General features: G+C 70.7%; 21 protein-coding genes. 13 read left to right on the top strand and 8 right to left on the bottom strand.

The genetic code is table 11. The annotated features are described in order from the left end of the window. Positions 1-46: 46 nt before the first annotated feature. The 4 genes from MXD64_RS13170 to MXD64_RS13155 all read right to left on the bottom strand — a co-directional run bounded on the left by MXD64_RS13170 (position 47) and on the right by MXD64_RS13155 (position 4,839). Complete coding sequence (locus tag MXD64_RS13170) at positions 47-529, bottom strand: ribose-5-phosphate isomerase (RefSeq protein ID WP_017888451.1); 483 nt, start codon at positions 527-529, stop codon at positions 47-49. Beyond that, positions 526-2,265, bottom strand: coding sequence for a dihydroxyacetone kinase family protein (locus MXD64_RS13165; protein WP_017888452.1), 1,740 nt, complete (start codon positions 2,263-2,265; stop codon positions 526-528). The genes MXD64_RS13170 and MXD64_RS13165 overlap by 4 nt, the downstream gene beginning before the upstream one ends. A gap of 73 nt (positions 2,266-2,338) precedes the next feature. Then, a complete protein-coding gene (locus MXD64_RS13160) occupies positions 2,339-3,655 on the bottom strand; it encodes an MFS transporter (protein ID WP_042538194.1) in 1,317 nt (438 codons plus the stop codon). A gap of 29 nt (positions 3,656-3,684) precedes the next feature. After that, positions 3,685-4,839 (bottom strand): erythritol/L-threitol dehydrogenase, encoded by a 1,155-nt coding sequence (locus tag MXD64_RS13155; RefSeq protein WP_017888454.1) that lies wholly within the window; start codon positions 4,837-4,839, stop codon positions 3,685-3,687. Positions 4,840-4,946: 107 nt separating this feature from the next. On the opposite strand from MXD64_RS13155, the gene MXD64_RS13150 reads away from it, so the two are divergent. Together MXD64_RS13150 and MXD64_RS13145 are read left to right on the top strand one after the other, a co-directional pair. Then, positions 4,947-5,804 carry a GolD/DthD family dehydrogenase gene (locus MXD64_RS13150; RefSeq protein WP_263136552.1) on the top strand — a complete coding sequence of 286 codons (858 nt, stop codon included), beginning with the start codon at positions 4,947-4,949 and terminating at the stop codon, positions 5,802-5,804. Between the two features lie 53 nt (positions 5,805-5,857). After that, on the top strand, positions 5,858-6,829 hold the full coding sequence (locus MXD64_RS13145; protein ID WP_017888456.1) for a sugar-binding transcriptional regulator: 972 nt from the start codon (positions 5,858-5,860) through the stop codon (positions 6,827-6,829). Positions 6,830-7,006: 177 nt separating this feature from the next. On the opposite strand, the gene MXD64_RS13140 is transcribed toward MXD64_RS13145, so the two are convergent. Beyond that, on the bottom strand, positions 7,007-7,531 hold the full coding sequence (locus MXD64_RS13140) for a DinB family protein (protein WP_259494024.1): 525 nt from the start codon (positions 7,529-7,531) through the stop codon (positions 7,007-7,009). A gap of 192 nt (positions 7,532-7,723) precedes the next feature. Here MXD64_RS13140 and MXD64_RS13135 point away from each other — a divergent pair, with 192 nt between their 5' ends. Next, the gene (locus tag MXD64_RS13135; protein ID WP_017888458.1) at positions 7,724-9,256 is read left to right on the top strand and encodes an MFS transporter; all 1,533 of its coding nucleotides are present in this window, start codon (positions 7,724-7,726) and stop codon (positions 9,254-9,256) included. A gap of 226 nt (positions 9,257-9,482) precedes the next feature. On the opposite strand, the gene MXD64_RS13130 is transcribed toward MXD64_RS13135, so the two are convergent. After that, on the bottom strand, positions 9,483-10,511 hold the full coding sequence (locus tag MXD64_RS13130; RefSeq protein WP_017888459.1) for a GTP-binding protein: 1,029 nt from the start codon (positions 10,509-10,511) through the stop codon (positions 9,483-9,485). Between the two features lie 45 nt (positions 10,512-10,556). Here MXD64_RS13130 and ykgO point away from each other — a divergent pair, with 45 nt between their 5' ends. Further along, positions 10,557-10,679, top strand: coding sequence for a type B 50S ribosomal protein L36 (ykgO, locus tag MXD64_RS13125; protein ID WP_017888460.1), 123 nt, complete (start codon positions 10,557-10,559; stop codon positions 10,677-10,679). Between the two features lie 28 nt (positions 10,680-10,707). After that, entirely contained in the window at positions 10,708-11,364 is a 657-nt protein-coding gene (locus MXD64_RS13120) for a histidine phosphatase family protein (protein WP_017888461.1), read from the top strand. Between the two features lie 92 nt (positions 11,365-11,456). On the opposite strand, the gene MXD64_RS13115 is transcribed toward MXD64_RS13120, so the two are convergent. After that, complete coding sequence (locus MXD64_RS13115) at positions 11,457-13,196, bottom strand: glycerol-3-phosphate dehydrogenase/oxidase (protein ID WP_017888462.1); 1,740 nt, start codon at positions 13,194-13,196, stop codon at positions 11,457-11,459. Between the two features lie 213 nt (positions 13,197-13,409). Here MXD64_RS13115 and MXD64_RS13110 point away from each other — a divergent pair, with 213 nt between their 5' ends. The 3 genes from MXD64_RS13110 (at position 13,410) to ald (ending at position 16,601) form a co-directional block, all read left to right on the top strand. Then, complete coding sequence (locus tag MXD64_RS13110; RefSeq protein WP_017888463.1) at positions 13,410-14,351, top strand: sugar-binding transcriptional regulator; 942 nt, start codon at positions 13,410-13,412, stop codon at positions 14,349-14,351. Between the two features lie 48 nt (positions 14,352-14,399). Then, complete coding sequence (locus MXD64_RS13105) at positions 14,400-15,359, top strand: helix-turn-helix transcriptional regulator (RefSeq protein WP_083389395.1); 960 nt, start codon at positions 14,400-14,402, stop codon at positions 15,357-15,359. Between the two features lie 141 nt (positions 15,360-15,500). After that, on the top strand, positions 15,501-16,601 hold the full coding sequence (ald, locus tag MXD64_RS13100) for an alanine dehydrogenase (RefSeq protein WP_017888465.1): 1,101 nt from the start codon (positions 15,501-15,503) through the stop codon (positions 16,599-16,601). A gap of 153 nt (positions 16,602-16,754) precedes the next feature. Here the strand turns inward: ald and MXD64_RS13095 are convergent, their stop codons facing one another. After that, positions 16,755-17,564 carry a tryptophan-rich sensory protein gene (locus MXD64_RS13095; RefSeq protein WP_042538182.1) on the bottom strand — a complete coding sequence of 270 codons (810 nt, stop codon included), beginning with the start codon at positions 17,562-17,564 and terminating at the stop codon, positions 16,755-16,757. Between the two features lie 161 nt (positions 17,565-17,725). Between MXD64_RS13095 and MXD64_RS13090 the strand changes: the two genes are divergently transcribed. The 5 genes from MXD64_RS13090 to MXD64_RS13070 all read left to right on the top strand — a co-directional run bounded on the left by MXD64_RS13090 (position 17,726) and on the right by MXD64_RS13070 (position 23,572). After that, positions 17,726-18,685 carry a hypothetical protein gene (locus MXD64_RS13090; protein ID WP_156155307.1) on the top strand — a complete coding sequence of 320 codons (960 nt, stop codon included), beginning with the start codon at positions 17,726-17,728 and terminating at the stop codon, positions 18,683-18,685. 20 nt (positions 18,686-18,705) lie between these two features. Continuing rightward, positions 18,706-19,689, top strand: a complete 984-nt coding sequence (locus MXD64_RS13085; RefSeq protein WP_017888467.1) for a magnesium and cobalt transport protein CorA — start codon at positions 18,706-18,708, stop codon at positions 19,687-19,689. A 79-nt stretch (positions 19,690-19,768) separates the two neighbouring features. After that, entirely contained in the window at positions 19,769-21,880 is a 2,112-nt protein-coding gene (locus MXD64_RS13080; RefSeq protein ID WP_071251995.1) for an alpha-galactosidase, read from the top strand. Positions 21,881-21,980: 100 nt separating this feature from the next. Beyond that, entirely contained in the window at positions 21,981-23,264 is a 1,284-nt protein-coding gene (locus tag MXD64_RS13075; protein WP_017888469.1) for a chloride channel protein, read from the top strand. 95 nt (positions 23,265-23,359) lie between these two features. After that, a complete protein-coding gene (locus MXD64_RS13070) occupies positions 23,360-23,572 on the top strand; it encodes an antitoxin (protein WP_017888470.1) in 213 nt (70 codons plus the stop codon). The last annotated feature ends 69 nt before the right edge of the window (positions 23,573-23,641 follow it).

The raw sequence follows: 23,641 nt of genomic DNA, 5'->3' as shown, positions 1-23,641 counted from the left end.
ATGGGCGTGTTCAGTGCGCGAACACCGGTGTCGTGCGGAACCCTGCCTACGCCTGCGCGTCGACCCCGGCGGGAGCGCTGCCGTCGTACTCGCAGATCGCCTGCACCTTCGAAGCGCTGGCACTGGAACGGTCGAACTCGTAGCCGAGCCACTCCTTCGCCAGCCGACGGGCGAGCTCGACGCCGACGACGCGCTGCCCCATGCAGAGCACCTGGGCGTCGTTCGACAGGATCGAGCGCTCCACGCTGTACGAATCGTGCGCGGTGACGGCACGGATGCCCGGCACCTTGTTGGCGCTGATCGCCACACCGAGGCCGGTGCCGCAGATCAGGATCGCCCGGTCGGCCTCGCCGTTCGCCACCAGGCGCGCAGCGTCCACGGCCACGTGCGGGTAGGCGGTGTGGCCGTCCGCGTCGACGCCGACGTCGGTGACGTCCGACACCCGGTCGTCGGCGAGCAGGTCGGCCTTGATGATCTCCTTGTAGTCGAACCCGGCGTCGTCGGACCCGATCACGAGACGGTACGTCATGCGTGTGTTCCTTCCTTGTCAGCACGGGCGGCGAGGACCTCGCCGACCCGCGTGAGGATCATCCCCATCGAGGTGGCACCCGCGTCGGGTGTCCCCAGGCTCTTCTCGGCCAGCGGCCTGGCCCGTCCGACCTTCGGCGTGAGGTCGGCGGTCTTGTCGGCCTCGTCCCGAGCGACTTCCGCTGCAGCTTGCCACGCTCCGGCGAGTGGCTGACCAGCTTCGACCGAGGAACGCAACTGCTCCACGAACGGCAGCAGTGCGTCGAGCAGTGTCTTGTCACCGCGCGACGCCCCGCCCAGGTGGACGATCGAGTCGGCGAAGGCCTGCGCCGCGTCGACGACGTCGGCTGCCTGGTACGACTCGCGGTCGTCGCCGAGGGAGCGGCCGAACGCCTCGAGTGCGGCGCCCCACAGGACACCGGAGGTGCCGCCCGCGAACGCGGCCCACGCATCACCGGCGCGTCCGAGGACGAAGGCGACCCCGGCCTCCGGGCCGAGCCCGTCGACCGCCTTGCGCGCCGCACCGATCCCCTTGACCATGCCGCGGCCGTGGTCGCCGTCCCCGGCGACCGCGTCGATGCGGCCGAGCGTCTCCTCGTGCTCGCGCAGGAGCGCGTCCATCGCCTCGACGGCGGCTCGCGCCGTCTGCGCGGCCTGCCGGGAGGCATCGGTCGCCTCCGGCACGACCGTCGCCTCGTCCTCGGCGGCGTCCACCGCATCGGCCGGCACGAGCGCCGCGACCGGTGCCGCCACCTTGCGGTACGCGGGCGTGTAGGCGTCGGCGCGCCAGAGCCGTTCGAGTTCGTCGTCGAGCCACTGCAGCGTCAGCGAGCAGCCGCCCATGTCGAGGCTCGTGACGAGTTCGCCGACCTCGGGTTCGACGACCTCGAGCCCGGCGTCCTGCAGCAGCGGCAGCACCCGGCCCCAGAGCAGGAAGAGCTCCTCGTACTTGGTGTCACCGAGCCCGTTGAGGATCGGGGCGACCCGGGTGCCGGCCGTCGCGGGGCGGTCGGCGAGCAGTCGTTCGGCGAGCAGCGACGCCAGGTCCGTCGCACGGAGCAGCGGGACGTCCTGGATGCCCGGCTCGCCGTGGATGCCGAGCCCCAGGCCGAGGTGGCCGTCGGGGACGGTGAACAGCGGTTCGGTCGCACCGGGCATGGTGCAGCCGGAGAACGCGACGCCGATGGTGCGGGTGGCGGCGTTCGACGCCCGGCCGATCCGTTCGACCTCGTCGAGGTCGGCGCCCTCGGCAGCGGCGGCGCCCATCGCCTTGAAGACGGAGAAGTCACCGGCGATGCCGCGGCGCTTCGTCTCGTCGTCGGCACTGGCGATGTCGTCGGTGACCACGACGATGCGGGTGTCGATGCCCTCGGCACGCAGCCGCTCGGCCGCGAGCCCGAAGTTCATGGTGTCACCGGCGTAGTTGCCGAACGACAGCACGACACCGCGGCCCTGGTCGGCGGCCTTGGCGACCGAGTAGACCTGCGCGGTCGACGGCGAGGTGAAGACGTTGCCGACGACGGCGCCGGTGGCGAAGCCCGGGCCGACGACGCCGCAGAACGCGGGGTAGTGGCCGGAGCCACCCCCGACGACGACGGCGACCTGCGGTGCGGCCCCCTCGGTGGGCAGGGTCACGACGCCGCCGTGGACGCCGCGGACCCGATCGGCGTAGAGCGCGAGCCAGCCGCTCAGTTGGTCTTCGGCGAACTCGTCCGGGTCGTCGTGGATCGTGGTCATGGTGCGGGTCCTCCGGAGATGGTGGTGGGGTGGTGCACCGGGCGACGACGGGACGACCGTCGTCGCCCGGGTCTCAGTGTCCTCGGTCGCCCTGCGGGACCTTGAGGAAGTGGATCATCACGAACGCGCAGGCGTACAGGCCGACGAACGTCCACGTGGCGGCCTGGCCACCGCCGCCCAGGGCGAAGACCGCGGCGACGACACCGGTGCCGAGGAACGCGGCACCGCCGGCGGCCGTGGTGTACATCGCCATGGCGGCGCCCTTGTGCTCGGGAGCGAGCGCCGGCATGATCGCGCCCATCGGCACGAACCCGGCGAGCAGGCAGCCGAACACGCAGCCGGCGACGACGGAGAGCACGTAGCCCCAGTCCGAACCGGCGGGGACGAGCTGCGGCACGTACCACCAGGCGATGAGCCCGAGGGCGGAGCCGACGATGCCGAACCACTTGACGGTGCGCTGCCAGCCGATCTTGTCGCCGACCCAGCCGAACAGGGCGTTGACCAGGATGTTCGTGGCGTAGACGCAAACCGTCATGAGCAGCCAGCGGCTCTGGCCCCAGCCGCGCTCGTTCGCGATCACTGCGGGCAGGACGACGAACATGCCGAACTCGGGTGCGGTGTTGATGAGTCGGACGAGGAAGCCCATCAGGATCTTCGGTCGCGTGACCGTCAGGCGGATGCCGCTCGTCAGCACCTGCCAGGCGCTCTCACCGGCGGGGGCGATGCGCGTGAACCCGTTCGGCAGCCGGACGCCGAACAGCATGATGAGGAACCCGATCACGACGAGGGCGATCGAGGCGACCATCGCCCCGGTCTCGCCGACGGTCCCGCCGCCGAACACCGGGATCGCACCGATCGCGAACAGCGAGCCGAGGGTCGGCAGACCACCCGTGAAGGCGACGTAGAACCAGCCGACCGCGGAGCCGTTCCGTTCGACCGGGGTGGTGATGTTCACCCAGACCAGGAACGCGAAGGCGAACAGCGGGTACCCGAAGCCGCGCAACGCGTACGTGACGGCGGCGAACGGGACGCTGCCGGCGCCGAGTGCCAGCAGGAACAGGACCTCGAACACGACCCAGACGGCGAAGCCGAGGATCATCACCCGGCGCGGCCCGACCAGGTCGGACAGGGCGCCCGAGACGTAGCTGCCGATCAGTGCGGCCAGGCTGTAGAACGTGACGATCGTCGCCACGGTGGCCTCGGGGCTGCCGAGCACGGCCACCATGTGCGGCGTGATGAAGTTCGACTCGACGCCGTTCCCGGTCATGAAGACCAGGACGGCGACGAACCCGAGGGCGAGCGGACGGGGGATGCCCATCCGGTCCAGGCGGCCCTCGGCGCGGGGGGTGGTCGTGCGGGCGCCGGTGGCGCGTGATGTCGTCGCTGACATGCTCGTTCTCTCCCTGCTGGTGGAGTCGGTCAGGCCTGCGGCGCGGCCGTGGTGGGGGCGGTCAGGGACGGGATGATCGACACCTTGACGCTGGCACCGGCTGAGTCGCCGACCAGGTCGAGCGCCTCCTGGAACTGCTCGAGCGGGAACTGGTGCGTGCAGATCTCCGACATCGGCAGGGTCTCGGCCTCGAGCAGCTTGATCGCCGCCGGCCAGGTGTGCGGGCCGAGGTGGGCGCCGCGGACGTCGAGCTCCTTGTCGTCGGAGATGATCGACCAGTCCACGGACACGTCGTCCTTGAACACCGAGTACTCGACGAAGGTCCCGAGCTTGCGGAGCAGGTTCAGTCCCTGCGGCACCGCGGACGGGTGCCCGGTCGCCTCGATGTAGACGTCGGCCCCGTAGCCGTCGGTGAGCTCCTTGACCCGGGCGACCGCGTCCTCCTGGGCGATGTTGATCGTCAGGTCGGCGCCGACCTTGCGGGCCAGCTCGAGCTTCGCCTCGACCACGTCGAGCGCGATGATCCGGAGCGGGTTCTTCTGCCGCGCACCGGCGATGGCGGAGAGGCCGATCGGGCCGGCGCCGGCGATCACCACGGTGTCGCCGAACTTGATGTCACCGCGCTCGACGGCGTGGAAGGCGCACGACAGCGGCTCGGAGAACGCGGCGACCTGGCCGGGCAGGGCCTTCGACACCGGGTGGGTCAGTGCCTTGGCGGGCACGAGGACGTACTCGGCCATCGCGCCGTCGTAGCCCTTGAAGCCGAACATGTCGTGCACGTTGCACATCCAGTACGCGCCCTCGAGGCAGTAGCGGCACTCCCAGCACGGCACGATCTGCTCGCAGGCGATCCGGTCGCCGAGGTCGACGCCGCGCTTGGCCAGGGCGGCGTCGTCGCCGGCGACGATCGTGCCGACGAACTCGTGCCCGGGGATGCGGTCGCGCTCGGCCCAGGCCGCACGGTTCTCGTCGCCCCAGAACTTCGCGGCGCCGTGGTAGCACTTCAGGTCGCTCGCACAGATGCCGACGGCGTCGGTGCGGAGCAGGAGTTCCCCGGGGCCGGGCGTCGGCACCGGACGCTCCTCGAGCCGGTAGTCACCGGGGCCGTGGACGACGACGGCGCGCATCGTCGTGGGGATCGTGGTGGGGGCGGTCGTGGCCGCGTTCTCGGTCGTCGTCGACATGAGCTGTTCCTCCGTTGGGTGGCTTCGGCGATGACTGTACACCTTCGAGAACGTTTGTCCAGAACACAATTTCTGGTACGTTCGGCACCGAACGCAAGGGAGCGAACATGACGACGGACTTCGCCGCGGCCCTCCGACCGGGCCCCGACACGATCGACCTGACCAACGACTTCAGCGGCCGCACGGCGGTGGTCACCGGAGGGGCGTCCGGCATCGGCAACGCGATCGCCCGGGCCCTGGCGGCCCGGGGCGCCCGCGTCGCCATCGTCGACGTCCGGGCCGACGGTGCCACGTCGGCCGCGGCCGACCTGCCCACGTCCGCCCTGCCGGCGACGGCCGCACCGGACACCGCCGCCCACGGGGCGGACGCGGCCACGGGCCTCCACGCCGGGTTCGCCTGCGACGTGACCGACGCCGACTCGGTGACCCGCACCGTGGCGGACGTCGTCCGGCACTTCGGCGGCGTCGACGTGCTGGTGAACTGCGCCGGCATCGCCGCGCTCGCCCCGGCCGAGGACCTGGCAGCCGACACCTGGGCGAAGACCATCGACGTCAACCTGACCGGCACGTTCCGCGTGGCGCAGGCCGTCGGCCGGCACATGCTCGACGCCGGGTACGGGCGGATCGTGAACATCGCGTCGCAGGCGGCCCACGTCGGCATCGACGGGCACGCCGCCTACTGCGCGTCGAAGGCCGGCGTCATCGGCCTGACGACGGTGCTCGCGCTCGAGTGGGGCGGACGCGGCGTCACCGTGAACACCGTGTCGCCGACCGTCGTCCTGACCGACCTCGGCCGTGCTGCCTGGGCGAACGAGAACGGCATCCGGCACCAGGACGAGATCCCGACCGGACGCTTCGCGACCCCCGACGAGATCGCCGCGGCCGTGCTGTTCCTGGCGGGGGAGTCGAGCGCGATGGTGAACGGCGCGGACCTCCGTGTGGACGGCGGGTTCACGATCCGCTGAGCCGTGCTCGGACTACGATCGCGGTGTCCGATCGAGTCGAAGGGTCCCGCTCCATGTCGTCCGAGAGCACTGCCGGCCCCGGCCCCGACTCGTCGCGGACCCGGTTCCCGCTGGACACCGTCTACCAGGCGGCGCGGATGTACTACCTCGAGGACGCCACCCAGGTCGAGATCGCCTCGCGCCTCGGGGTCTCGCGCCCGACCGTCTCGCGGCTCGTGGCCGAGGCCCGCAAGGCCGGACTCGTCCGCATCGAGGTCGTCGACCCGTTCCAGGACGAGACCGTGGCGCTCGCCGAACGCCTGCAGGTCGTGCTCGGGCTCCGCGCGGTGCACCTCGCTGCGGTCACCCACGCCGCGACGCTCGGCGCCGACCTGGCCGCACCGCTGGCCGCCGCGGTCGAGGGCATGGGACTCGTCCCCGGCGACGCCGTCCTGATGTCGTCCGGTCGCACCGTGTACGACGTCGCACGATCGGGCATGCCGACCATGCCCGGCGTCCAGCTCGTGCCGACCGTGGGTGGGCAGGCCGACCCGATGCCGTGGTTCCAGACGAACGAGATCACCCGGACGGCCGCGGAGCACTCCGGCGCGATCCCGGCGTTCCTGTTCGCCCAGGCGCTGCCGTCCCCGGCGATGCGGTCCACCCTCGACGAGGACCCGGCGTTCCAGCACGTCGTCGGACTCTGGAGCCGGGCGAAGGGCGCGATCCTCGGCATCGGTGCGCCGACCCACACCCGTGACGCGCTGGCCCGGGGCATCCCGGTCGAGGACGCCGCGTTCGACCGGGCCGCCGGTGACGTCTGCCTGAACTTCTACGCTGCCGACGGCTCGGCGATCGAGTTCCCCGGCAGCGACCGGATGGTGCGGACCTCGCGCGAGGTCCTGTCGACCGTGCCGCACGCCGTCGGGGTGGCCGTGGGCAGCGCCAAGGTCACGAGCATCGTCGCCGCGGTGCGGGGCGGCCTGGTCAACGAGCTGGTGACGGACGCCGCGACGGCGCGTGCGGTGCTCGACGCACTCGCCTGAGTGACCGTTCCTTCCCATCACGCGCGCGATGGATGGTGCTTCCGGGCATCCCTGGTCGTTTGTTCGTGGCAGGGACGCCCGGTTCCGTCAGGTACGCCCGGTTCCGGGGGCGACCGCCTGCGGCCGGGAGGCGCGGGGCGGGGCCGCACCGCGCCTCCCGACCGGTGGTCCCCACGTCTAGGGCGTGCGGCGCACGTCCCACAGGTGGTGCACCGGGTCGTGCGCGTAGTAGGTGGCGAGCGTCGCGACGGTGAAGGCGCTGCCGTCGGACCGGAGCCCGGTGCGCTCGAGCACCTCGTCGGGGACGGCGGCGAAAGCCCGGGCCGCGCGGTCCGCCGACTCCCGCAGCTGCCGGGCGACGACCGCGGGGTCCTGCTCGCCGTAGCGGTCCTCGACGGCGGTGGCGTCCTGGTCCCAGTTCGCGAAGGCGGGGGCGTCCTCGGTGAGCATCAGGTCCAGGCGTTCGGCCATCGTGCGGTGCACGTCCCGCACGTGGGCGCCGTACTCGAGCGGTGACCACGTGTGGTCGTCCGGGCGGTCCCGGACGTCGTCGCGTCCGAGGACCGCGGGCCACCCTGCGGTGTTGTCGTCGATGATGCCCGGCACGTCGCGGATCGTCACGGCGCTGCCGTCGTAGCCGCACTCGGGGCACGCGGTCTCGATGACCCACGTCCAGCTCTTCGTCTCGGGTTCGATCGCCACGGGCCCGATGTTACGGCGTCGTTACTCAGTTCCGTCCTTCCGCGAGCTGGTGCGGATCGGGCGTGACCCCCGTCCGGGTGACACGCCGGTTCCTGAGAATCCCCGGCCAATGACATTTCGGTTGCTCGGTAACGTCGCTCGCTGTTCTGGGCCGGTTCCCGACGGCCCACCGATCTTCTCGAGGAGCAAGGCATGGGTTCCGACCCCAGCAGTACCAACACCCGACCACACCGACGGCTGCGTGAGAGCGACGTCACCGTGGTCGACAAGAGCATGATGCGACGAGCCGTCAGCGGCATGGTCGTCGGCAACACCATGGAGTGGTACGACGTCGGCGTGTACGGCTACCTGGCCGTCACGATGGGGAAGGTCTTCCTGCCGACGGCCGAACCCTCGGTGCAGATCCTGTTCAGCCTCGGTGTCTTCGCGGCGACGTACATCGCACGGCCCCTGGGCGGCATCGTGTTCGGACGCCTGGGCGACAAGATCGGCCGCCAGAAGGTGCTCGCGACGACGCTGATCATGATGGCGGCGTCCACGTTCCTGATCGGTGCGCTGCCCGCGTACGCCACCATCGGCGTCTTCGGTCCGATCCTGCTCGTCGTGCTGAAGCTCGCGCAGGGCTTCTCGACCGGTGGTGAGTACGCCGGGGCCACGACCTTCGTCACCGAGTACGCCCCGGACCGCCGTCGCGGCTTCTTCGCGAGCATCCTGGACTTCGGCAGCTACCTGGGCTTCGCGCTCGGTGCAACCGTCGTGTCGGTGCTGCAGATCACCCTGGGCGACGAGGCGATGACCGCCTACGGCTGGCGTTTCCCGTTCCTGGCGGCCGGTGTGATCGGTGTCGTGGCCATCTACTTCCGTCTGCGCATCGAGGAGTCGCCGGTGTTCCAGGCGACCCAGGCCGCGCAGGAGGCCGCGAGCGAGTCCCGTGCGTCCTTCGACGGTGAGCGTCCGGCCAACGTCGTCGCGATGGTCCGCCAGCACTGGCGCCCGATCGTCATCGCGATCATGCTCGTCGCCGCGTCGAACACAGTGGGCTACGCCCTGACCTCGTACATGCCGACGTACCTGACCGACTCGCTCGGCTACTCCGCCATCGACGGCACCCTGCTGACGATCCCGGTGCTCCTGCTGCTCGCGGTGATGCTCCCGCTGACCGGCAAGCTCTCCGACCGCCTCGGCCGCCGTGTCGTGATGTGGATCGGTGCCGCCACCACGGTCGTGCTCGTCGTGCCGGCCTTCATGCTGATCGGGCACGGGGCGCAGTGGTCGACGCTCGCCGGCCTCGGGCTGCTCGCGCTGATGACCGCGCTGTGGGTGTCGAACCAGGCCGCGTCGCTGCCGGCGCTGTTCCCGACGTCGACGCGGTACGGCGGCATGGGCTTCGCATACAACATCGCGATCGCGGTGTTCGGCGGGACCACGCCCCTGATCGTGCAGGCGCTGCTCACGGCGACGGGTGACGAGCTCGCCCCGGCGTACTTCCTGATGGCGATGAGCGTCGTCGGCGCGATCGGTGTCTTCTGCATGAAGGAGTCCTCGCAGCGCCCGCTGCCCGGCTCGATGCCGGCCGTGGAGACCGAGGACGAGGCGAAGGAGCTCGTGCTCACGCAGGACACGAACCCGCACCTGGACCTCGGCGACCTGCCGTTCGCCGCGCAGGACGCCGCGGCTGCCGCTGCGCGCGAGGCTGCTGCGCGTGAGGCGTCACCGGCGCGTTGACGCTGCGGCTCTCGACGTGACCACGGACGGGAGGCGCGGTGTGGGTCCGACCCGCACCGCGCCTCCCGTCCGTGCGTGCGTGCGCACACTGCGACGATGCACGCGACGATCGACGAGCGTTCTGTCGCAACCTGCGCACGCAGCGGGTGTGTGCGCATGAGACGACGATGCACGCGACGATCGACTCGTGCTCTGTCGCGGGACGTGTGCGCACCCACGCGCGCCCTCACTCGTGCCGGTGCTCTGACGCCGGGTCCACCGCGGGCCACTCCGGGAACGGGTCCGCCCAGCTGCGCCACACGTCCGGCCCGGCGAGCAGCTCCGACGGCGTGAGCAGCGCCCCGTCGAGGGCCCGCTCGATCGCCCGGACGTCGAGCTGCTCGCCGACGAACCACAGCGCCTGCCCGATCGGGGCATCGGCGTCCCACGACGGGTTCGCGGTGGGGTCGAGCGCGAGCATCGACCCGAAGCTCGACCACGAGCCGACGTGGTCCGGCCGCGATGCCAGGCGGAAGAACCCCCGCGACCGCAGCACGCGACCGTTCACCCCGGCGGACAGGTCCTCGGCGATGACGGACGACAGTCGCCCGGGGTGGAACGGCAGCGGCTCCCGGTAGCGCATCGAGACCAGGGCGTCGCGGGCGTCGCGCCCGGTGTCCGCGCCGCTCGACAGTGCGCGCATCCAGCCGGCGCCGGTGGCGAGCACCCGTGCCGCGCCGCCGTTCGAGGCCGGCAGGTCGGCGGCGCTCCGGATCGCGGGCAGGGCGACGATCACGGCCTGGGGCGCCATCCGGTGCAGCAGGGACACGAGCGCCCGACGCCGACGGCCGGACAGCGGCTCGATGCGGTCGAGGGCGATCACCGTCGCGTACTCGACGAGTGCCGCCATCCGGTCCGCGGCCACGAAGGCGTCGTCGACGTCCGACCAGAGCAGGTGTGCGACGTCGTCGGCCCGCAGCACCCCGACGACGTGCCGGAGCACCCGGTCGTCGCCGGTCTCGGACCGTGCCGCGTTGGCGAGCAGCATGCCGACGGCGCGGGCATCGGCCCCCGGGTGCAGGGTGACGACGAGCCCGTGGTCGGCCTCGGGCCCGCAGAGCCGGTCGAGCTGGTCGGCGCGGTCCGCCACGGCACGGGCGGTGGCGAAGGCGCTCCCGGCGACGTGCATCCGGTGCCCGTCGGAGATCCGGGCGGCGACGCGGTCGGCGTCGACCTGGTGCAGGGCGGTGACGAGGGTGATGGCAGCAGCACGCATGTGGGCTACTGTAACTGAAAACCGTTATCAACAAGGAGGCTCGTCGTGAAGGTCCGCAACTCCCTCAAGGCGCTCAAGAAGATCCCCGGCTCCCAGGTCGTCCGGCGCCGCGGCCGCGTCTACGTCATCAACAAGAAGAACCCCCGCTGGAACACCCGGCAGGGCTGACGTCAGCGGCGGTCCGTAGGGTGGCGGCATGCGACTGCTGCTCATCCGCCACGGCCAGACCCCCGCGAACGTGCACGGCATCCTCGATGCCGTGGTGCCCGGACCAGGACTGACCGAGCTCGGGCAGCAGCAGGCCGACGCCCTGCCCGCAGCGCTCGCCGACCGTGGGATCGAGCGGTTGTTCGTGTCGTCGATGGTCCGCACGCAGGTCACGGCGGCACCCCTGGCGGCCTCGCTCGGCCTCGAGCCCGTGGTGCTGCCGGGCCTCCGCGAGATCGAGGCGGGCGACACCCAGGGCAAGAGCGACACGGTGTCCGTGCAGACCTACATCTCCACCGTGCACGGCTGGTCCGGCGGTGACCGCACGACCCGGATGCCCGGTGCCGAGAGCGGCGTCGAGTTCTTCGAGCGCTACGACGATGCCGTCCGCCAGATCGAGGCCACCGGGGTGGCGGTGGCCGCCGCCGTCAGTCACGGTGCCGCGATCCGCACGTGGGCGAGCGCAGCTGCGCAGAACACCCCCGACCACTTCGGCACGAAGCGCCACCTGGAGAACACCGGCATCGTCGAACTCGAGGGCTCGTTCGCCGACGGCTGGCGCCTGGTCGACTGGGAAGGCGAGCCCGTCGGCGGCGACCAGCTCATCGACCGCACGGCGCTCGACCCCACCGGCGAGCGGTTCTGACGCGACCAGCGGGCCGCCAACGCGACCCCGAACGGACGGGAGGCCCGGTACCAGCTGGTACCGGGCCTCCCGTCCGTCCGTCGGGGCGTCGACTACGCGAGCTGCGACGTCGGCGCCGAAGCGGACGTCAGCGGCACGATCACGCCGTGCGACTCGCGCAGGACGTCGAGCGTGCGCTGGACCTCGTCCGCGCGCTCCTCGGTCGTCCAGCCGAGCGCACCGGCGAGCACGTCGGCCAGCTCGTCGAGCAGGTCGATCGTGACCCCACCGACGAACGCCAGGTTCGTGCGGCGCAGGACGACGTCCACCAGGTGGACGGCCTGCTCGTGGCGGGCGAAGTAGGCGACCTCGGCGCGGGTGAGCGACGGGTCGGACTCGAGCGGCTCCACCGGGCCGTCGGTCAGGACGTCCACGACCTCGGCGGCACGGGTGCCGTAGCGCTCGAGCAGCCCCTCGACCAGTGACTCGTCCAGCCCGTCGCGGTGCGACTTGATCCACAGGGCGCGCTGGGCGTCGGTGGTCGGGAACTCCTTGCCACCGCCGATCGGCATGCCGGTGGTGTCGACCTTGCGGCTCATGCCGAGCTTGGTCGTCGCCTCGGTGGACAGGTGTGCAGCGAGGGCACGGAACGTCGTCCACTTGCCGCCGACGAGCGACAGCACGGTCGACTTCGGCAGGCCGGCGATCTGGGTGTCCACGATCCGGTAGTCACGCGACACGAAGCCGGGGGCGGTGTCCTCGTGGCGGGGGAGCGGGCGGATGCCGGAGTAGCTGTAGACGATGTGGTCGCGGGTGACCTCGATCTGCGGGAACACGTGCTTGACGAGCCCGAAGAAGTAGTCGATCTCCTCGTCGGTCGTCGTGACCGGCTTCGCGGGGTCGGCGTCGATGTCGGTCGTGCCGATGAGCACCCGGCCCTTGAGCGGGTAGATGAGGACGATGCGGCCGTCGTCGTTCTCGAAGAACAGCTCGCGGCCCTTGGTGGCTTCGAGCAGCTCGTCGTTGTGGACGACGATGTGCGAGCCCTTCGTGCCGCCCATGAACTTCGTCTCGCCGCCGAACGCCTCGTTCGTCAGGTCGGTCCAGGGGCCGGAGGCGTTGATCACGACGTCGGCCGTGAAGACGAACTCGTCGCCGGTCTCGCGGTCGCGCAGCAGGACGCCGCCGTCGCGGGTGCCGGCTGCCTCGACGTAGTTGACGGCGCGTGCCTTGTCGGCTCCCGCGGCCAGGCCGTCCTTGAGGACGTCGAGGGCCAGGCGCTCGGGCTCGTGCACGCTCGCGTCGTAGTAGGTGCCCGTGTACTTCAGGTCCTTGTTGAGGGCCGGCATGTCCTCGAGCGCCGCCTTCTTGGTGCGGAAGACGTGCTTCGGGACGGAGCCGCCGTCGCGCGAGAAGGAGTCGTAGATCGTCATGCCGATCTTGATGAGCATCGCGCCGCGCTCCTTGGTGGAGCGCTGCTTGTGCGTCAGCATGCGCAGCGGGGCGTTCATGATGCCGGAGAACGTCGAGAAGATCGGCATGGTCGTCTGCAGCGGCTTGACGTAGTGCGGGGCGATGCGGATCAGGCCGTTGCGCTCCTGCACGCTCTCGCGCACCAGGCGGAACTCGCCGTTCTCGAGGTAGCGGATGCCGCCGTGGATCATGTGGCTCGAGGCCGCGGAGGCGCCGGAGGCGTAGTCGCCACGCTCGACCAGGGCGACGTCGACGCCCTGGAGTGCGAGGTCACGGAACGTCGCGATGCCGTTGATGCCGCCGCCGACGACGAGGACCTGCGCGTTCGGGCGCTCGGTGAGGGCGGTCACCGTGTTCCGGGGCTGTGTCTTCTTCGACATGGTTCGTCGCTTCCTTCGTCTGTTCGTGGGGTCAGGATCGATCGTGCGCTCGTTCGACAGGGCGGGCAACTCGCGTGCACGAACGTGCAGCACACGTGTCGTCCAGGCCCGACGCGGCGGTCTGGAGGCGCGGCCGGGGTTGCAGAGGCCCTGCACGTCCGTGCATGGTTGCGTTCGACAGATCGGAGCACCATGAGTGACGCGGCTCAGCCCATGCGCACGCAGCAGGCGCTGCGCGCCGCCCACCTGTACTACCTGCAGGACCTGACGATGGACGCGATCGCCGACGAACTCAGCACCTCGCGCTCGTCGGTGTCGCGGCTGCTGAAGTACGCCAGGGACACCGGGCTCGTCGACATCCAGATCCGGTCGCCCCTGGACCAGGCCGCCGCGCTGAGCCGGAGCATCCGATCCCGCTTCGGGGTGCACGCGCACGTCGTCCCGGTGCCGGACCACACGAGCGACGTCGACCGGCTCGAGCGCGTCGCACTGTCCGCCGCCCGGATCCTGACGCAGTACGTCGAGTCGAACATGGTGATCGGGATCTCGTGGGGTTCGACCGTGAGCGCGGTCAGCCGGTACCTGGTGCCGAAGACCACCCACGGCTCGACGATCGTGCAGATCAACGGCGCCGCGAACACCCGCACCACCGGCATCGTCTACGCGTCCGAGATCCTGCGGCGGTTCGGCGAGGCGTACGGGGCGTTCGTGCAGCAGTTCCCGGTGCCGGCGTTCTTCGACGACCCCGCGACGAAGGAGGCACTGTTCCGCGAGCGCTCGATCCGCCGCGTGCTCGACCTGCACGAGCGGATGGACCTCGTCGTGTTCGGTGTCGGCGCCCCGCAGGCCCCGGTGCCCTCGCACGTCTACTCCGGCGGGTACCTGGACCCCGAGGACCGCGATGAGCTCACGCAGGCCGGGGTCGTCGGGGACGTCTCGACGGTGTTCTACCGGTCCGACGGCTCGTGGAAGGACATCGGCGTGAACGCACGGGCCGGCGCTCCCGACCTCGACACGATCAAGCGCGCGCCCCGGCGGGTCTGCGTCGTCGCCGGGCGGTCGAAGGCGGCGTCACTGCGGGGTGCGCTGGCCGCCGGGCTGATCACGGACCTGATCCTCGACGAGAGCGTGGGGCAGGCGATCCTGCAGCCCTGAGTCGGGATCTGACGCAGTTTGTCGGTGGTCCGTCCTACGTTCTGGTGCATGGTGCTTTCTCTCGAACGGCCCGGGCCGCGGTACTTCCGGCGGATGGTCGGCAGCGACGTCGACCAGGCCCTCGCGTTCTTCACGGGCGACTACGACTTCCGTGCTCCCGTCGTCCGGCGCACCCACGAGAACGCCCACTGGGACTTCGCGGGCGTCGGTGACGAGCGGATGTCCCTGCGCTCGTCGCGGTTCATGGTCGACCTGCGCAGCGAGAGCCAGGTCGACGACGAGTTCCTGGTCGCGTGGCTGCGCAGCGGTTCGAGCCGGATCACCACGGGCGGCGAGACGTTCGAGCTCCAGGCCGGGGTGCCGGTCGTGCTGCCGTTCGCCGAGCCGTACGCCCTGCACCACCACGACATCGCCCTGAACCTGGTGCAGCTCGACCGCGACTTCGTCCGTGCCGTCGCCGGTGACGACGACTTCGCGTTCGAACCGATGCGCCGCCCGACCGCCGACGGCATCGCGCTGTGGCGATCGGTGGTGCGGAAGTACTCGGCCGTCTGGCTCGACGTCGAACAGGCCATGAGCCCGATGGTCCAGCACGACATCGCCGAGGCGTTCGCGACCGCGGCGATCCGTGCGTTCCCGCGGCGCAACAAGTGGCGTGCGTCGGTGTCCGGCAGCGGCCCCGAGCACGACCGCCTGCGCCGGGCGCTCGAGTTCGTGCACGAGCACGCGCGTGAAGCGATCGGCACGCCGGACATCGCGGCGGCGGCCGGCCTCAGCCCCCGCGGGTTGCAGCAGTCGCTCCGTCGGCACCTCGACCAGACGCCGGGGGAACTCCTGCGCGGCGTGCGGCTCGACGGCGCCCGGACGGACCTGGTCGGCGGTGCGCTGGACGAGACGACCGTGGCCGAGATCGCGCGGACGTGGGGCTTCGGGCACCTCGGTCGCTTCTCGGCGACCTACCGCAGCCGCTTCGGTGAGCTGCCGAGCGAGTCGCTGCGCGGGCACTGACCGACTGCTGCTGCGGACGGTTCCGCCGAATCTCGTGACACGGATCGCGCTGCCGCTGTCCGGATGTTCGGCTCAGCGCTGCTGTGGGCGAATCCGGTGCTGAATGGACGGGACGAACGCACCGCCCACGAAGGAGTCCGCATGCGCATCGGCGTCCCCACCGAGATCAAGAACAACGAGTACCGCGTCGCGGCCACCCCCGCCGGTGTCGCCGAGCTCGCATCGCACGGCCACCAGGTCCTGGTGCAGGCCGGCGCCGGGTCCGGTTCGGCGTTCACCGACGACGAGTACCGCACCGCCGGCGCCACGATCGTCGACACCGCGGCCGAGGTGTGGGAACGCGCCGAGCTGATCCTCAAGGTGAAGGAGCCGGTCGCGTCGGAGTACCCGATGATCCGCCCGGGGCAGGTGCTCTTCACCTACCTGCACCTCGCCGCAGACCGCCCCCTGACCGACGCCCTCATCGACTCGGGCGCGACGGCCATCGCCTACGAGACCGTGCAGCTGCCGGACCGCTCGCTGCCCCTGCTGTCGCCGATGTCCGAGGTCGCCGGGCGGCTGTCCGCCCAGGTCGGCGCGTTCCACCTGATGCGGACGAACGGCGGACGCGGACTGCTGCTCGGCGGGGTCCCCGGCACGCCGAAGGGCCGCGTGGTCGTCATCGGCGGCGGCGTCGCGGGGGAGCACGCCGCGACGATGGCGCTCGGCATGGGGGCCGACGTCACCGTGTTCGACATCAGCCTGCCGCGGCTCCGGGCCCTGGACGCCCGGTTCGACGGGCGTGTCACGACCCTGCGGTCGTCGGCGCACGCCATCGCCGAGGCCCTGCGCGACGCGGACCTGGTCATCGGCTCGGTGCTGATCCCCGGGGCCTCGGCTCCCAAGCTCGTCACCGACGCCATGGTCGCCGACATGCGACCCGGCTCGGTGCTGGTCGACATCGCGATCGACCAGGGCGGCTGCTTCGAGGGTTCCCGCCCGACGACCCACGACGACCCCACGTTCGCCGTGCACGACACCGTGTACTACTGCGTGGCGAACATGCCCGGTGCCGTCCCGCGCACGAGCACGATCTCGCTGACGAACGCCACGCTGCCCTACGCCGTCGCGATCGCCGACCGCGGGTGGGAAGCCGCGCTCGAGGCCGACCCCGCCCTCGCCGGAGGCCTGAACGTGCACGCCGGCCGGGTCACGAACGCCGCGGTCGCCGCCGCGCACGGCCTGGTCGTGTCCGCGCGCTGAGGCCGGGGGCGTCGGGCTGTCCGGCCGCCCACTTCGCGAAAGCGACAGTTCCCCGCCGAACATCGGCGGGGAACTGTCGCTTTCGCGGTCCGAACGGGTGCGGGGCCGCGGGAACTGTCGCTTTCGCGGGCCTGACGCGCAGGCGGATTCGCGTCAGGCCGCGACCGGAGCCGCCGCCCGACCGGCACGGCGGCCGACCCAGCCGGCGCGGGCACGCACCACCACGGTCACGACGACCACGGCCGCCGCAGCCACCAGGGCCGCGATCGCCGTCGGCACGGAGACGAGCGGTCCCTCGAACCGGGCCACGGCGACCCACGCCAGACCCCACGCGACCGAGGCCATCGGTGCCAGGCGTCCCCGGCCCCACAGCGCGATGAGGACCCCGACGAGCCCGGCCACCGCGGCGACGACCACGCCCCACGGGTCCTGCCCGAGTCCGAAGCCCCGGAAGCCCGCCGCCGTCAGTACCGCAGCGGTGTTCGCGGCCGTCGCGACGCAGACCCACCCGAGGTACAGCCCGAACGTGCCGTCGGTCAGGATCGCCTCGACCATGCCCCGGGACGGGGTCCGGCGCAGGATCGTGAACGTCCAGATCAGCACGACGAGCAGTGCGACGATGATCGGTTCGCTCGCCCACAGGAACCCGAACTGCACCGACAGGATCCACGCGGCGTTGAGCAGCAGGGAGAGCACCGCAGGCACCACTAGCCGCTCGTGCCGTTCGTCGTTCGCGGTGCGGAAGAGCTGCAGCACCGCGTAGCCGATGAGCCCGGCGTAGACGACACTCCAGATCGAGAAGGCCGGGCCGTCCGGGGCGATCGCGGTCGAGGACGCCGACAGGGCGCCGCCGGCGGCGTCCTGGATGGGCGTGCCGCCGGCAGCGCCCGACCCCACGTACGCGCCGATGACGGCGACGGCCGCACTCACGGCCACCGCGATGCGCTTCCAGATCCTCTTCATGACAGTCCCTTCGTCAGCATGCTGATGAAACAGAACCTACCTGCAGTCCCCGCCGGATGTCGGCTGACGGTGACGTCGCGATCACGAGGCCGATATTGACGGAGGGACACAACCGCGGTGCTTCCTTCCCGACGTCCGCCATACTGTCCGTGGAGGGCGTAATGGACAGTGAATTGAATATGATGGCCCAAGTTCAAGTGATCAAGGCGGCGCTTCGAGAATTTAATAGCGTCCTGGATTTCGAGTTGAGTCTAGAAATTGATGCTGCTCTGAGCCGCGTTGAAGCCCTTGCCAGCAAGCTCGGGGATGGGTCTGCGCCGCTTCAGATCGAAGTGATGGAACGTGCTAAATCGACTTTTGGAGCCGCGCTCGAGAAGATACTTGAAACTGTCACAAGCGGAGACGTCGGAGGACTGCGCGAAGATGTGGTCGTGTTGGATGACCTCTACGGTACGTTCGTGACGGAAGTGCAGCAAGCGTTGCTTCCCCTGGTGGCTGAAAATGATGCGACGCTTTATGATTTCAAGAGCTATTTCACGGCCTTGGCAAACGGGTACAAACAAGACGCTCAGATGAAGAGTGCGGTCCGGCTCGCTCGGGAATCCCTCGCACGCACGGCTGAGAGCGAGCGACGCGCCGGAGCGTCCGCCTCAGTAGCGGCGGACGCTGCCGGGGAATCTGGGCGGCATTCCTTATCGGAGCATTTTGCAGATTATGCCATTTCGGAACTCCGGGCGGCGGATAGGTTTCGGTGGGCCACCCTTATTGCGTTGAGTCTTGCTGGCTCGGTGGCAATCTTCGTGCCATACGCCTCGGTCGATGCGGCGGGGATTGTGCGTCATTCCCTTCAGGTCCTGGCTCTCGGGGGTGTCGGCACCTTTCTCGCTGCGCAGTCCGCAAATCACCGGCGCGTGGGTAATTGGTCTAAGAGTATCGAAGTGCAGCTGCGATCGTTCCGGGCATTTGTTGATCCTATTCAAGATGCTGCTGCGGAAGCTCGATTGTACGAGATGCTAGGTACGCGAATTCTTGGTGCTCCCCCAGGTGCTCTACGTTCCACGGGAGTGGACGGCAAGCTTGTCGCGCAGCTTGTCGAGATGGCGGGGAAACGCCTGCCTTGAGGGATGCGTACGGTGGGAGCGTGAGCGTCGAACTGAACACCGTCTACATCGACCGGATCGCCCCGATCGCGAGTCCGTCCCTCGACGACACCTTCCGGATGCTCGACGAGCAGGGCGCCAGTGCGTGCATCGTCCTGCACCAGCCCGACGCCCAGGAACTCGGCGACGTCGCGGTCGCCCTCGGTCTGCACGAGCTCGCCGTCGAGGATTCCGCCGAGGGGCACCAGCGACCGAAGCTCGAGCGCTACGGATCGACGCTGTTCGTGGTGCTCAAGCCCGCGCTGTACAACGACCAGCAGGAAGAGGTGGCGTTCGGCGAGGTGCACGCCTTCGTCGGTGAGACGTTCTTCCTCGTCGTGGTGAAGGCCGACCCGCGGGGCAAGCAGACCGTTCCCCGGGCACTGCAGCGGATGAGCGGCAAGCCGGGTCTGGTGACGGTCGGGCCGCAGGCGCAGCTCTGGGCGCTCATGGACTCCATCGTGGACGGCTACGTGCCGGTGATCGACGGGCTCGAAGAGGACATCAACCAGATCGAGGACCAGCTGTTCTCCGGCGAGGCCGGGGTGTCCCGCCGGGTGTACGAGCTGTTCGGCGAGGTCGTCGACTTCCAGCGTGCAGCGCGTCCACTCGTCTACATCATCGAGAACCTGCACCGCGGTGCCGAGAAGTACCACCTGCCGGTGGAGATGCAGCGCCGGTTCCGCGACGTCCTCGACCACTCGATCCGGGTGGTGGAGCGGCTCGACACCTTCCGGCAGCTGCTGCAGAACGCCCTGACCGTCGACTCCACCCTGGCGGCCCAGAAGCAGAACGACGACACGAAGAAGATCTCCGGCTGGGCGGCGATCCTGTTCGCACCGACGCTCATCGCCGCGATCTACGGGATGAACTTCACGCACATGCCCGAACTCGGCTGGACGTGGGGGTACCCGCTGTCGATCGTCGCGATGGTCCTGTTCGCGGCGATCCTGTACGTGGTGTTCAAGGTGAAGCGCTGGTTCTGAGCCGCGCCGCAGCCGGATTTGCAGCGGACGGCCCCGGACCGGAAAGCTCTGACGTGCAACGACGCCGACTGGAGCCCGCATGCCGCACGAACTCGTCCACCTGAGCGCCGGTGGCGTCTCGCTCGTCCTCGACTGCCGCGACGACGCGCTCCCCGCCGTCGTGCACTGGGGAGCGGCGCTCGGCCCGCTCGACACCGCCGCGCTGACGGCCCTCGCCGACGCCGACGTCACCCCGGTGTCCCCGAACGAGATGGACGCCCCCGTCCGCCTGTCGGTACTGCCCGAACCGCACCGGGGCTGGAGCGGCCGTCCGGGGCTCGCCGGGCACCGGGACGGCGCCGACTGGTCGCCGGCGTTCACGGTGACGGCCCTCGCAGTCACGGACACCACGGTCACCGCCGACGCCGCGGACACCACCGCCGGGCTCACGATCCGGGTGGTGGTCGAGATGCTCGGCTCCGGGCTCGTGCGGGCCCGGGCGAGCGTGACGAACACCGTCGACGGTGCCTACACCGTCGACGACCTGACGCTCGCGATGCCGATCCCGTCGGGGGCCCGCGAGATCCTGGACTTCGCCGGCCGCTGGGGCAAGGAACGGACCCCGCAGCGCCGGGAACTCGTCGTCGGCACCCACCAGCGCGAGGGACGGAAGGGCCGCACCGGTACCGACGCGGCGACCGTGCTGACGGTGGGGGAGCCGGGCTTCGGCTTCGCCCGCGGCCAGGTCTGGGGCGTCCACACCGCGTGGAGCGGGAACCACCGGCACCACGCCGAACGGCTCGCCACCGGCCGCCAGGTCATCGGCGGCGGCGAACTCCTGCTGCCCGGCGAGGTCCGGCTCGACACCGGTGCCACCTACGAGGGGCCGTGGGTGTACTTCGCGCACGGCGACGGACTCGACGACCAGGCCCGACGGTTCCACCGCTGGCTCCGCAGCCGCCCGCAGCACCCGACGACGCCGCGCCCGACGACGATCAACGTGTGGGAGGCCGTGTACTTCGACCACGACCTGGCCCGCCTCGTCGACCTCGCCGAGCGTGCTGCGGCCCTCGGCGTCGAACGCTACGTGCTCGACGACGGCTGGTTCCGCGGGCGCCGCGACGACCACGCCGGCCTCGGCGACTGGTACGTCGACGAGGACGTCTGGCCGGACGGGCTCGGACCCCTGGTCGACCGCGTCCGTGCACTCGGCATGGAGTTCGGCCTGTGGTTCGAACCCGAGATGGTGAACGAGGACAGCGACCTCGCCCGCGCCCACCCGGAGTGGATCCTGCAGGCCGACGGACGACTGCCCGCGCGCTCCCGCGACCAGCAGGTGCTCAACCTGGCGATCCCCGAGGCCTTCGCGTACGTGCTCGAGCGGATGACGGCGATCATCGGCGAGTACGGCATCGAGTACGTCAAGTGGGACCACAACCGCGACCTCGTCGAGGCGGGCTTCCCCGGTGGCGGTGCAGCGGTCCACGAGCAGACCCTCGCGGCGTACCGGTTGATGGCCACGCTCGGCGAGCGGTTCCCGGCGCTCGAGATCGAGTCGTGCTCGTCGGGTGGCGGCCGCGTCGACCTCGGCGTCATCGAGCACACCGCGCGGGTGTGGGTGTCTGACGACATCGACCCGCTCGAGCGTCAGCAGATGCACCGGTGGACGCAGCAGCTCCTGCCGCCGGAGCTGCTCGGCTCGCACATCGCCAGCGGCCGGAACCACACCACCGGTCGGGTCCACGACCTCGCCTTCCGCGCCGGTACCGCCCTGGTCGGGCACCTCGGCATCGAGTGGGACCTGGCCGGTGCGACCGCCGAGGAGTCCCGGGCGCTCACCGAGTGGATCGCGCTGTACCGGGAGCTCCGCCCGCTCCTGCACGGCGGCGACCTGGTGCGCTCGGACGAGGTCGACGACTCGCGGCTCGTGTACGGCACGGTCACGCCGGACCGGCAGCAGGCGGTCTTCTTCCTGGCGAGCATCGGGCGCTCCGAGGTGTCCGGCACCGGCCGGGTCACCTTCCGCGACCTCGACCCGGACACGTCGTACCGCGTCGACCCCGTGGTCATCGGGGCCGGCCATGACCTGGTTCGACCGGACTGGTGGTCCGGCCCGCGCGTCTTCAGCGGACGGGTGCTCGGCACGGTCGGCCTGCAGCCGCCGCTCATGCCGGCCGAGGGCGTGGTGCCGTTCCGGGTGACGGCCGTCTGACGGCGGGTGGTCGGGACACCCGGCCTGGAGGCCCGCCCCGCGTCCGGCGGGCCCGTCGCGGTCCGTCATCGGGTGCGTCCGGCCCGTTATGCTTCCGGTCATGCCGCACTCCGGACACGCGACCCCGGTCTGGGCCCTCAAGCTCGCCGTCGTCACCGCCCTGGTGGGCGTCTCCGGCGGCATCGCCGGCATCGCGGTCTGGCTCGCGCTCCAGCTCATCCAGTTCGTCGCCTTCGGGTACGGGTTCGGTGGGCACCTCGAGGCGGCCGACGCCCCCTCCGGGCTGAACCGATTCCTCGCGCTCACCGCCGCCGGGGTCCTGACCGGGTTCGCCTGGTGGGCGCTCCGTCGGTGGGGTCGTTCGATCGTCTCGGTCACCGCGGCCGTCGACGGCAAGCGGATGCCCGCCCTGGCGACGCTGGCGAACGCCGGCGTCCAGATCCTGGCCGTGGGGCTCGGGGCGTCCATCGGCAAGGAAGTCGCGCCGCGCGAGGTCGGGGCCTGGCTCGCCCAGCTCGTCACCCGTCGTGCGGGGCTGACGGCGCGCGAGACGAAGATCCTCGTGGCCTGCGGTGCCGCGGCCGGCCTCGCCGCCGTGTACGACGTGCCCCTCGGCGGTGCCCTGTTCGCGGTCGAGGTCCTGCTCGGCGAGATCAGCTTCGCGACCGCGCTGCCCGCCTTCGCCACGAGTGCCGTCGCCGCCATCACCGCCCGGCTCGTGATCCCGGACGAGGTGCTCTACCACGTGCCCGCGATGCACCTGTCGCCGTCGCTGCTGGTCTGGGCGATCGTCGTGGGGCCGGTGCTCGGGCTCGCCGGGGTCGGGTTCGTGAAGCTGACCAACCGGCTGCAGGGCATCGCGCCGAAGGGCTGGCACCTGCTCGTCGTGCTGCCGCTGGTGTTCGCGATGGTCGGGCTCATCGCGATCCCGTTCCCGGAGATCCTCGGCAACGGGCGCGCGCTCGGCCTCGTCGCGATGAACAGTGCCCTGGACGATTCGTCGTTCGCCGGTCTCTCGCCGGTCGTGTTCCTGCTGCTGCTCGGTGTCCTGCGGACCGTGACCACCTCGGCCACCATCGGCGCTGGTGCGGTCGGTGGCACGCTGACCCCCTCGATCGCGATCGGTTCGGCGATCGGCGGCGGACTGGGTGGCGCGTGGCTGCTGCTCTGGCCGGCGGACGGCCCGAGCCTGGCGGCCTTCGCGTTCGTCGGTGCCGCGGCCTTCCTCGCCACCACCATGCGCGCACCGTTCACCGCGCTCGTGCTCGTCGTCGAGTTCACGCAGCAGGGCACCGACATCCTCGTGCCCTCGTTGCTCGCGGTGTCCGGCGCGGTCGCCGTCGGGTACGTCCTCGCCCGTCGTCGCAGCGCCCAGATGGTGTGAGGACCCCGGACGTTCCGGTACGGACGGCGGCCCAGGGGCCTACTGTCGGCGCCAGGACGGAGCGACGGGCTCCGCACCGAGACGAGGAGCAGCCGATGGCGGGGTTCGACGACATCACGAAGAAGGCCCAGGAGTTCCTGAAGGACGGCAAGGTCCAGGACGCCCTGAAGAGCGAGAAGGCCGAGGACGTCAGCGACAAGGTGCTCGGCGGCGTGGCCGACGCGGTCAAGAAGGCCACGGGCGGCAAGTACGACGACAAGATCGACGGCGCCCGCGACGCAGCGGACGAGAAGATCGGCAACGAGTAACGAACGACGTGCGACGGCCCAGGACCCGGCGTGGTCCTGGGCCGTCACCGTGCCGACTGGACGCGGTCG

Origin of the sequence: Curtobacterium sp. Arg-1 (assembly GCF_025643395.1) — a bacterium.
Taxonomy (GTDB): Bacteria; Actinomycetota; Actinomycetes; order Actinomycetales; family Microbacteriaceae; genus Curtobacterium; species Curtobacterium poinsettiae.
Note: the sequence above shows the minus strand (reverse complement) of the source record. Positions and strands in the feature narration are given on the sequence as shown.